Source organism: Bacillus sp. 05T31, assembly GCF_056396725.1.
Genome location: NZ_JBFTMA010000077.1, coordinates 1 through 11,154, shown reverse-complemented (window position 1 = coordinate 11,154; position 11,154 = coordinate 1). Strand labels below are relative to the sequence as shown.

Annotated in this window: 10 protein-coding genes and 1 pseudogene; 2 read left to right on the top strand and 9 right to left on the bottom strand. The window is 36.8% G+C overall.

The annotated features are described in order from the left end of the window. On the top strand, nt 1-76 hold a 76-nt coding region (locus AC1DJR_RS07630), incomplete at its 5' end, for a DUF1272 domain-containing protein (protein ID WP_477002329.1). 66 nt (nt 77-142) lie between these two features. Here the strand turns inward: AC1DJR_RS07630 and AC1DJR_RS07625 are convergent. From AC1DJR_RS07625 to zwf, 6 genes are all read right to left on the bottom strand, one after another. Continuing rightward, nucleotides 143-1,210: a lactonase family protein gene (locus AC1DJR_RS07625; protein WP_477002327.1), complete on the bottom strand. Its 1,068-nt coding sequence runs from the start codon at nt 1,208-1,210 to the stop codon at nt 143-145. Between the two features lie 130 nt (nt 1,211-1,340). Continuing rightward, nucleotides 1,341-2,864 (bottom strand): gluconokinase, encoded by a 1,524-nt coding sequence (gene gntK / locus AC1DJR_RS07620; RefSeq protein WP_477002328.1) that lies wholly within the window; start codon nt 2,862-2,864, stop codon nt 1,341-1,343. 343 nt (nt 2,865-3,207) lie between these two features. Beyond that, nucleotides 3,208-3,876 carry a fructose-6-phosphate aldolase gene (gene fsa / locus AC1DJR_RS07615; protein WP_477002326.1) on the bottom strand — a complete coding sequence of 223 codons (669 nt, stop codon included), beginning with the start codon at nt 3,874-3,876 and terminating at the stop codon, nt 3,208-3,210. A gap of 204 nt (nt 3,877-4,080) precedes the next feature. After that, a complete protein-coding gene (gene gnd / locus AC1DJR_RS07610) occupies nt 4,081-4,974 on the bottom strand; it encodes a phosphogluconate dehydrogenase (NAD(+)-dependent, decarboxylating) (RefSeq protein WP_429692308.1) in 894 nt (297 codons plus the stop codon). 112 nt (nt 4,975-5,086) lie between these two features. Then, on the bottom strand, nt 5,087-7,081 hold the full coding sequence (gene tkt, locus AC1DJR_RS07605; protein ID WP_429692307.1) for a transketolase: 1,995 nt from the start codon (nt 7,079-7,081) through the stop codon (nt 5,087-5,089). A gap of 39 nt (nt 7,082-7,120) precedes the next feature. Then, nucleotides 7,121-8,605: a glucose-6-phosphate dehydrogenase gene (gene zwf, locus AC1DJR_RS07600; protein ID WP_477002325.1), complete on the bottom strand. Its 1,485-nt coding sequence runs from the start codon at nt 8,603-8,605 to the stop codon at nt 7,121-7,123. 408 nt (nt 8,606-9,013) lie between these two features. On the opposite strand from zwf, the pseudogene AC1DJR_RS07595 reads away from it, so the two are divergent. Next, nucleotides 9,014-9,106: pseudogene (locus tag AC1DJR_RS07595) on the top strand (winged helix-turn-helix transcriptional regulator); the annotation flags it as partial. Nucleotides 9,107-9,233: 127 nt separating this feature from the next. On the opposite strand, the gene AC1DJR_RS07590 reads toward AC1DJR_RS07595, so the two are convergent. The 3 genes from AC1DJR_RS07590 to AC1DJR_RS07580 form a co-directional block, all read right to left on the bottom strand. Next, complete coding sequence (locus AC1DJR_RS07590) at nt 9,234-9,743, bottom strand: heme-degrading domain-containing protein (protein WP_477002324.1); 510 nt, start codon at nt 9,741-9,743, stop codon at nt 9,234-9,236. 272 nt (nt 9,744-10,015) lie between these two features. After that, a complete protein-coding gene (locus tag AC1DJR_RS07585; protein ID WP_477002323.1) occupies nt 10,016-10,582 on the bottom strand; it encodes an SGNH/GDSL hydrolase family protein in 567 nt (188 codons plus the stop codon). Between the two features lie 16 nt (nt 10,583-10,598). Then, a partial coding sequence (locus AC1DJR_RS07580) for an MBL fold metallo-hydrolase (protein ID WP_477002322.1) occupies nt 10,599-11,154 on the bottom strand: 556 nt, incomplete at its 5' end.

The following is an 11,154-nucleotide window of genomic DNA, read 5'->3' as shown; positions in this document are numbered from 1 at the left end:
ATGTACAGAAGAAAGACACAACGTTTGTCCAAACTGCGGCGGCGAGTTAGTACGTAGACCGAAAAAGAAACAGTAAAAAGCAAAGCGAAATCGCTTTGCTTTTTACTGTTTTTTGAGTATATGAAATTATATCAATCACAACTTAAACATTCAAAAACTTAACACAAACAGGCTCAGGTACAACAACATCCGATTGTAAAAGAGTTAGCTTCCCTGTAGTTTCATTTCTTGAAAATAGCACAAGACTATGTGACTTTTCATTTGTAGCAACAAGGAACTTTTCAGTAGGATCTAATACAAAGTCCCTTGGCCAATTTCCTTCTGTGGATGTATGTTCAACGAATGTAAGCTTACCTGAATTTTGATCTACACTGAAAACGGCAATACTATTATGGCCGCGATTGGCTGCATACACAAAGTGGCCGTCAGAAGAGATATGAATAGCACTTCCTTGACTATTTCCATCAAATTTTTCTGGAACGGTAGAAATATACTGTAATTCTGTAAAGGATCCTTCTTCCGAATTATATGTTAACACAATGACCTCTGAACTTAGCTCAGTCATCACATAAGCGTACTTTCCATTCGGGTGAAAAGTAATATGTCTTGGACCACTTCCTGGATTTACAGATAAGCTATTCACTTCTATTAATGTACTATCTTTTATTTCATACGTAATTAATTTATCAATCCCTAAATCAACACCCACCACATATTTTTCATCAGGAGTATATCCCGCGTAATGTGCATGTGGTTTTTCTTGTCTTTCTTTATTCGGACCTGAACCTTCATGTTTCATAATAGATGTGACAGGATTTACAGTTCCATCTTCTTCATTAACTATGAAAAACTCAATCGTTCCTTTATGGTAATTTGCTGTAACTACTATGCGATTCTTACTATCAACACTAATATGACAAGGAGAAGCACCTTCTACTACTTGTCTATTTCCCGCCTTTAGCTCTCCAGTATGACTGTCAATCGAATAAGCAGCTACACCACCAGCTTCTCCTTCCTTTACAACAGAATAGAGATATTCATTATTTCGGTTAATCGTTACATATGTAGGGTTATCAAGCTTAGCCACAAGTGTTACATTACTAATTTTTTTTGCTTCCGCGTCTAAAGTAAAAGTATATATTCCTTCGCTATCTTCTTTCGTGTAAGTTCCAACATATCCAATAAACTCTTTGTTATCCTTCATTTTCATAACCCTCTCCCTATAGTTTTCGTTCATCATACTTCTTACTAAGTAGCTTTAAACTATTTTATATTGAAAGAATATCCTAAAAATCGGAGTACCTCTTTATAAGTTACCATATTTATCTGCCAAATAGCCTCTAAACCCATTTTTTCTGAAAAGCTGCTATACTTTCATATTCTTCTTCCAACTGACGGGACAGACGAATATAGATAGGTGTTAAATMTTTATATWTYTCCACACTTTTCATRTTTGGCTCATGATAAAAATTKGCACCTAYCATWTYAGAAACTACRTGTAATGTATCTAYTTCACCTAAGCTATATAAACCRAGGATWGCMGCTCCTAGGCAAGARCTTTCGAAACTTTCAGGAACRTATACGTCTTGATGAAARATATCMGCCATCATCTGTCTCCAAAGTTCTGACCTTGCAAAGCCTCCAGTGGCATGAATTTTTCTCGGTTCGCCAATGAGCTCTTTTAAAGCAAGAAGAACGGTATATAAGTTATAGATTACTCCTTCTAAAACAGCACGGATAAGATGTTCTTTCTTATGATGTAATCCAAGTCCAAAAAAAGATCCTCGCGCATTAGCATTCCATAAAGGAGCTCTTTCTCCTGCTAAATATGGAAGAAATAATAAACCGTCCGATCCAGGGTTAACTTTTGCTGCTATTTCAGTAAGCACTTCATATGGATCTTTTCCTAAACGCTTCGCAAGCTCAATCTCTGAAGTGCCTAATTGGTCACGAGCCCATCTAAAAATCATCCCACCGTTATTAACTGGCCCGCCAATTACCCAATGCTCCTCAGTTAGCGCATAACAAAAAATCCGCCCCTTAGGATCTGTTACAGGATGATTTGTTACAGCTCGCACTGCACCGCTTGTACCAATTGTAACAGCTACAACCCCAGGCTCTATTGCATTTACACCTAAATTAGATAGTACTCCATCACTCGCTCCTACTACAAAGGGTGTAGAAACAAGTACATTCATCTCTTTTGCAAGTTCCTCATCTAACCCTCTTAAGCTGTGCGTCGTTGGAACGAGTTTTGAAAGCTTTTCACCTGAAATCCCTGCAACACGAAGAGCTTCCTCATCCCATTTTAAAGATTTCAAATTGAACATTCCTGTTGCTGATGCTATAGAATAATCAATTACATATTCCTTAAATAACTTATAGAAAATATACTCTTTAATAGAAATGAATTTATAGCTTTTTGCGAATAACTCTGCATGCTCATTCTGAAGCCAAACTAATTTCGAAAGTGGTGACATAGGATGAATTGGTGTCCCAGTACGAAGATAAATTTCATGACCATTCATATCAYTCTTTATTTTYTCTGCCCAGCTKGCGCTTCTATTATCTRCCCAAGTGATACATCTCGTTAACGGMTTCCCYKCTTCGTCWAYAGCAATGACACTATGCATTGCCGAACTAAAAGARAYRCAAAGAATATCAATCGGCTGTATATTACTTGATTGTACAGTTTCTTTAATCGTATGTATCACTGCTTGRAAAATCTCTTCTGGATCTTGTTCYGCTGTTTCTGGCGCGGGAGAATGTAAAGGGTATTCAATCCCATGGCTTGCAATAACAGATCCATCAATTGAAAACAAAACTGATTTTGTACTAGTTGTCCCAATATCTACACCAATCATATATTTTGAGCTCACTATGTAACCCCTTTCAAAWTATTCCTATAACAAAAGAGCACCCACAAAGTTCTTCCTTGGGTGAGAAGGATATTTACATATACATACTTGAGAGTACCATGATTTATACGAAAAAAGACTCTCCCTTATGAGAGTTACGTCTTAATAAACTTTACACTCATAAGGGGGTCCTTTTCATAACTATTGTGCTATTTTAAAAATGAATCGTTTCTTTTTATATTGCCGTTTTCACGTAATAAGATGCCAAACTCGAGATTAAGTTTACAGGATGAAGTTACATAGGGAGTGGCCCTCTCGTGAAAAAGCAATTAGTGAAAACTTCACTTCATTATAATTTAGGCGCTTTTGCCCAGTCCGCAGCAAACTTTTCAATACCTTGATCTGTTAATGGATGCATAGCAAGTTGTTCAATTACTTTATAAGGAATTGTTGCAATGTGAGCACCTGCCAGCGCTACACGAGTTACATGATCTGGGTGTCTGACAGAAGCCGCAATAATTTGTGTATCTAATTGATGAACATCGAATAATTCAGCAATTTTAGCAACTAATAATACGCCATYTTCAGAAATATCATCTAAGCGWCCTAAAAATGGAGAAACRTACGTTGCACCTGCTCGRGCAGCTAAAAGTGCTTGGTTCACAGTGAAAATAAGKGTAACGTTCGTTTTMACACCTTTTTCWGTWAGATAGCGACAAGCTTCTAATCCYGCTARYGTCATCGGAAGTTTTATCGTGAYKTTTTTATCGCCACCGTTAATTTTAATYAGYTCTTCTGCTTGGGCGATCATTTCTTCAGCTGTAACAGCATCTGGCGTTACCTCTGCCGAAACAGATTCAACTTTAGGTACTGCCTGACAAATTTCTGCGATACGGTCTTCAAACTTAACGCCCTCTTTTGCTACTAAAGAAGGATTCGTTGTAACACCAGCTAAAACTCCTAGTTTATATGCTTTTTTTATGTCCTCAAGATTTGCAGTATCAATAAAAAACTTCATGATCCATTCCCTCCATTTTTTAAACGTTAACGAGTTATAATTTTAAGATGTTTATCCCGCTATTTGCCGGGCAGTAAGACCCCCACCTCAAAATTCAGCGAAGCAAAGAAGTTAGGTTTGGGGTCGGGCTTCCCGTAAAAGCCCGATTGGTGAAGGCTAATAATCAGTGGGGGATAAAGAACCCCCACTGATTAAAGTTTCACTTTATTTCTTTTCTACTGCATGTCCGCCAAATTCATTGCGCAGAGCTGCTACAACTTTTCCTGTRAAMGTATCATTGTCTAATGAACGGTAGCGCATTAATAATGCCATTGCGATAACAGGCGTCGCTGTTTGAAGGTCTAATGCTGTTTCTACTGTCCATTTTCCTTCACCAGAAGAATGCATAACTCCCTTAATTTCATCCAGTTTTGCATCTTTAGAAAATGCATTTTCAGTCAATTCCATTAACCATGAGCGAATTACTGAACCGTTGTTCCACACTCTTGATACTTTTTCATAATCGTAATCAAATTCACTCTTCTCTAAAATCTCAAATCCTTCACCAATAGCAGCCATCATACCGTATTCAATTCCGTTATGAACCATTTTTAAGAAGTGACCACTACCAGCTTTTCCAGCATATAAGTATCCATTTTCTACAGCTGTATCGCGGAAGATAGGTTCAACGATTTCCCAAGCTTCTTGATCTCCTCCGATCATGTAACAAGCACCATTACGAGCCCCTTCCATTCCGCCAGAAGTTCCTGCATCCATAAAGTGAATGCCATCTTTCTTTAATTGCTCATATCGGCGGATAGACTCTTTATAATGTGAATTYCCAGCTTCAATTAAAATATCTCCTTTTGATAACAGCGGTGTAACTTCACTAATGACAGAATCAACAACAGCGTGCGGAACCATAACCCAAAGAATTCTTGGTGATTGTAATGACTGAACAAGTTCGTTTAAACTAGATACACCTGTAGCTCCATACTCTTTCATTTCTTCCACTGCACTCGTATTTAAATCGAATGCTACTACTTCATGTTTATGATCCATTAAATTTTTCCCTAAATTTAATCCCATTTTACCTAAACCAATTAATCCTACTTGCATAATATAATTCCTCCTCAAATCATCTTTTATTAAAAATCCATATCACTACGATTTTGAATACCTTTCAGCACTAATAAGTTGATAGGTCCAGAAAGGTATTCACAGTCATAGCTTAAGAATTCAATACATTTTTTGTAATTTGAACAACATTTTCTGTCGTAAATCCAAATAGATTCATGACTTCAGCCCCAGTTCCTGAAGCTCCAAATGTTTCAATCGACAGTATTTTTCCTTCCTGTCCTACATAACGCTCCCAGCCGAGAGATACACCCATCTCAAGCGATACTCGTTTTGTTACAGAAGATGGCAGAACCGATTCTTTATATTCTTTCGATTGACGATCAAATAACTCCCAGCTCGGCATTGCAACGATACGAACAGAAACATGGTCTTGTTCTAATTTTGCTTTCGCACTAACAGCCAAGGATACTTCAGAACCTGTCGCAATTAAAATAACATCCGGATTTTCATTTGTTTGCGTTAATACATAAGCTCCTTTAGAAAGATTCTCTATGTTCGCTTTCGTTTCATCAAACACCGGTAAATTTTGACGGCTAAGTACTAAAACGACTGGACCATCCGTTTGCTGTAAAGCATAAGCCCAAGCACTCGCTGTTTCATTTGCATCTGATGGGCGGACAACTGTTAGACCAGGAATTGCCCGAAGAGCTGCCAATTGTTCAATTGGTTCATGCGTTGGACCATCTTCTCCTACAGCAATCGAATCATGCGTAAACACATAAGTAACAGGTAACTTTTGCAATGCAGCAAGTCGAATCGATGGACGAAGATAATCATTAAATACAAAGAATGTACTTACGAAAGGTTTTACTCCTCCATGAAGAGCCAGTCCGTTAGCTGCCGCACCCATTGCATGCTCACGTACACCGAAGTATATATTTCGGCCAGCAAACGATTCTACTGCATACACTGCTTCACCTTTTATATCTGTCATAGTGGAATGCGAAAGATCCGCACTTCCACCAAAAATAGAAGGTATCGATTTCACATAATGATTAATAGCTTCTCCACTTGCAACACGAGTTGAAATAGTTTTACCAGTATTAAAGGATAGAATGTCATTCGCTTCGATTAAAACCTCACCTGTAATCGCTTTTTCTAATTCATCTGCTAGTCCAGGATTCGATTCGCTGTATAAGTTGAACTGCTCATTCCAGTCGTTGTCTTTTTCAATACCTTTTTGTTTCAGTTCATTAAAATGAGCTTTCACTTCTTCAGGTACAAAGAAATCTTCCTCATAATTCCAACCATACACTTGTTTTGTCGCTGTTGCCTCTTCTACTCCAAGCGGATTACCATGTGCTTTGTTCGTTCCAGCAACTTTTGGACTTCCATAACCTATAATTGTTCTGACTTCTATAAGAGTAGGTTGGTCCGTATTTTCTTTCGCTAATGTAATGGCTCTTGTAATAGCCTCAACATCGTTTCCATCTTCAACTCGTACATACTGCCACTGTGCAGATTCTACCCTTTTCTGAATGTTTTCAGAGAAAGCAATGTTTAATTCACCATCAAGTGAGATTTCATTTGAATCATATAGCACAATTAACTTACCAAGTTTCATATGCCCTGCCATTGACATCGCTTCATAAGAGACACCCTCCATTAAGTCACCGTCTCCAACTAAAGCGTACGTATTGTGATCTATAATAGAATGACCATCCTTATTAAACTTCGCCGCTAAATGAGCTTCCGCCATTGCCATTCCTACAGCATTTGCAATCCCTTGTCCTAATGGGCCTGTAGTCGCTTCAACTCCAGGAGTATGTCCAAACTCAGGATGTCCTGGTGTTCTACTATTTAACTTTCTGAAACTTTTCAAGTCATCAATCGTAACGTCATATCCAGCTAAATGAAGTAGGCTATATAGTAAGCTAGATCCATGTCCCGCCGATAAAACGAAACGATCACGGTTAAACCATTTTGGATTATTAGGATTGTAATTTAAATGATTCGCCCATAATGCATAAGCCATCGGTGCCGCTCCCATCGGAAGACCTGGATGACCTGAATTTGCCGCGTTAATAGCATCAATCGATAAAGTACGAAGTGTATTAACTGCTAATTGGTTCATGTTATGTGCCATAGTAATTGTCCCCCTAAATACCTTCATTTCAGAATGTACTTATTTTTCAATTTTTCGATCTAACCACCATTTAAATTCACTTTCTTGCAATAAAGCATTAGCCGCATCTGGACCATATGAACCCGACTGATATTCATGAAGTGGCAATAAGTTTTCCTCGAATGCTTCAAGAATTGGCTGTACCCATTCCCATGACAATTCAACTTCTCTCCAATGTGCAAAGAATGTAGAGTCTCCACTCACAGCATCATGGATGAGTCTTTCATACGCTTCAGGTACTCCCTCATCCGCTTGTTCGCAAGTAAAATTAATACGGATCGGTTCAATCTCTCCATTTTTCAATGGGTTTTTACTATTTAACTGTAATGAAACATTCTCACCTGGACTAATTTCAATTATTAATAAGTTAGGTTCTGCATTTGGATTATTATCTTGATATTGCTGTTTTAACGTATTTTTAAATTCGATTACAATACGAGTAGACTTTTCTTTCATTCTTTTGCCTGTTCGTATATAAAAAGGAACGCCAGTCCAAAATGGATTATCGATCCATAAGCGAGCAGCAATAAATGTGTCTATGTTAGAAGAAGGATTTACTCCTGGCTCCYCTTTATATGCTACAACTTGTTGACCATTTATCTCTCCTGAAGAGTATTGCCCTCGAACGATATGGTTCTGAACGTCTTCTTTTTTCACTTTACGAAGCGTCTCCATTACCTTTCGTTTTTCCTCTCGGATTTCACATGCGTTAATCTTTTCCGGCAGATTCATAGCAGTCATCATTAATATTTGTAACATATGATTTTGAACCATATCTCGAATGGCTCCTGCCTGATCATAATATCCGGCCCTTTCTTCAACCCCAACTGTTTCACTAGCTGTTATTTGTACATTCGCTATATGTTCTTTGTTCCAAATCGATTGGAGAACAGGATTTGCAAATTCGAGTGCTTCAATGTTTTGAATCATCGGTTTACCTAAATAATGATCAATACGGTATATCTCGTCTTCTTCAAACGTGCGACTAAGCTTATCATTAAGCTCACGAGCAGATTTAAGATCGTGTCCAAAAGGTTTCTCAATCATCAGGCGTTTCCATCCATCTGTTCTATCAAGTCCGCTTTCCTTAATATTTAAAGCAATTGTCTCGAAAAGGTCAGGTGCAACTGAAAGATAGAACATTCTATTCCCTTTTATATTTAGTTCTTCTTCCCTTTCACGAACTACTTGTAATAACCTCTCATAGTCTTCCGGCTTACTCACATCTAACGGGCAATAGCGAAAATTATCTAAAAAACCTTCGATTTCTGGAGTACCTTCCTCCCTATGACGGGAAAACGTCTCTATTGATTCTTTTATTTTTTTTTGAAAATCTATATGAGATACTTGACGTCTTCCAAGCCCGATAACGGATATTTGCTTTGGAATCTTTTTATCTCTATATAAGTTATATAGTGCGGGGTAAATTTTTCTTTTAGCTAAGTCCCCTGTCGCTCCAAATAAAACAAAGGTCATTGATTCCAATTTCAGTCCCCCTCATGGTGTATAATCATTATCACTATATTAAAAATGAATTGTACAGAAGCTCATACTCTTGTTGATTCATTCTTGCTTCTTCTTATCTTCTAACTCTTTGTTTTTTATAAAAAACAAAGAGTTATCAAATTTCAATTCTTTATACCTTTCGCTTTCTAATTGTCCCCAATATTAATAGTGGCAATTCAAAGCATTTCTACCACAACTTGCTTATTTATCGAACTGTACTTAATAATATATATTTAATTACTTTTAGTTATTAGATAACCTTACATCTAGCATATTAACTACATAAATTATTATCGTCAAGAAAAGTGTCTCGAATTAAAGACTTTTCATTTCGTAATATCTCTCAATGTTTGTCTATTTATTAGAAGCAGACGGTATAATTCAATGAATAGCGTACCACCGAAAATAAAATGTTCTTTAGCCGAATATGGTTGGCCTTTAGCGTCCACGTCCATACTAGATTCACTTTGCACTTTTTAGGAATGTCATCTCGAAAAAAATGAAAATACGTCTATTCTCATTACAGTAGACAAATAATAAAAAGGCAAAAACGAACAGGGGTATGTCCGTTTTTGCCTTTTTTAATTAACCATTAAAGTTACTTTTATTATTGATTCAAATGATTTTTAACTGCTCTTATAGCCAATTCATGATCTACTTCTGGTGGTAATCCTGAAACTGTTATCATTCCAATAGCCCCTACGTTTTTTATTTGGATAGGAAAGCATCCACCAAACGCAGCGTATTCCGAAGCATCTAACAGATATTTTTCATTATATGAAATTCCGGTTATTTCACTTTGTATCTGCATATAATACGAGCTATGATTATGCAGGGAAACGACCCGTTTTTTACGCTCAATCCATTTCGTATTTTCCTCAGTTGTCCCTGTCATTTTGAAATGAAATAATTGCACACCATTTTTTGTTATATCAACAGCAATCAATTTTCCCTCTCGCTTTGCTGTTTCAACGATAAATAAACCTAATTGCAAGGCATCTTCATTTGTAAAAGAGGAAAATTGAAGTGTTTCCTCCTCTATTAAAATTTGTTTACTTATTTCACTTAAATTTGAAGTACTCATATCTTTAACCTCCCTAATTGTCTTATACCACATTGGCATTTTTTAGAATTACCAGATTCTATAGTACCGTAACGCTTGTTTTCTTCTTACTGGTGCTATTATGAATTATATTTAACACATTAAAAATGTATGTACTTTAAAGTGCTATAGGTACTAAACATTTAGTACAGGAATTGTCTATTTCTGTGATTAATTAGAATATATTAAGGTGTTTGCATTTTTGCCTTGCTACAATGCCCTTGCGAAAAGATACTATATTTTACTTATTTGAATACAAAAAAAGCAAAGCGCCCAAGCTTTGCTTCTTACAGAATCCTTTTTAATTTTTCACAAATTAACTTCGCTAAATACTCATAACCTTGTGGTCCAAAGTGTAAACCGTCTTTTTCATCATCTTCTACAAATTTTTTATAATGCTKTTCTTGAATCATTTCAGCATACAAATTTARAAAATGACTTCYTGTTTCTTTCGCCACTTCCTCAACCACGTCTGCATATTGGCCGAGTACTTCATTCGTTCTATTATGCTGTCTTTCTTCATCAACTGGTGCAGGACTAATAAGTAATACTTTTTCTGGTGAGATCGCACTTACAATTTCCTCTAAATTTTCTTTGTATGACTGTAATGGAACTGGATCAAATAACACCGAATCATTCGTACCGATAAAAACTGTTACAAAGTCTGGTTCATGCGATAATACATCCTCTTCAATCCTTTGTAGTGCATCGAGCGTATTATCACCCGGAACACCCGCATTAACCACTTTCCAATTTGGAAACATCTCTTGCAAACGTGGTGTTAATCTCGGTGTTCCATCAAAAAATATTTCATCAGCTGTAATACTATCGCCAAAGCATACTAACGTTTTCATTAATCTAGCACTCCTTTTACGTATGAAACAGCTTTCCTTCTATCGCTTTCATATATCTTTCAGCAGAACGTTCCACTGCCTCATTTGCATTTTCTTTTACTACTCGGTGAAAAGCATTATATAAACGATTAAATTGTAACGGTTTCACTCGATTCGCCATTTCCTCAACTTTTCTCGCCGGTAATGGAATTAAATTTGGATAGCTATACATAAAGCTTACCCACTGCTGATCCGCTACTACTTGAATGATATCACCTGTTAATAATATACCTTTCCCATCATTTCCTTCTTCCCAATGTAATACAGAACCGCCACTAAAATGTCCTCCGAGACGATGAATGGTAATTCCATCTGCTAATTGTAAAGACTCTCCAGTCCAATAAATAATACGACTACTTGGACGCATAACCCACTCTTTATCGTCTTCATGTATATAAATTGGTACATCAAATGTTTCTGCCCATTCTACTTGMGTTGAATAATAATGYGGATGMGAYAGTGCAATCGCATCTAATCCGCCCCACTCTTTTATCTTCTCAATTGTCGTTTCATCTAAATAAGTAATACAATCC

Bases quoted from the DNA above. Each gene is read 5' to 3' on its own strand.
- tkt (WP_429692307.1), bottom strand. From the start codon at position 7,081: ATGGCACATAACATGAACCAATTAGCAGTTAATACACTTCGTACTTTA.
- AC1DJR_RS07625 (WP_477002327.1), bottom strand. From the start codon at position 1,210: ATGAAAATGAAGGATAACAAAGAGTTTATTGGATATGTTGGAACTTAC.
- AC1DJR_RS07590 (WP_477002324.1), bottom strand. From the start codon at position 9,743: ATGTGGTATAAGACAATTAGGGAGGTTAAAGATATGAGTACTTCAAAT.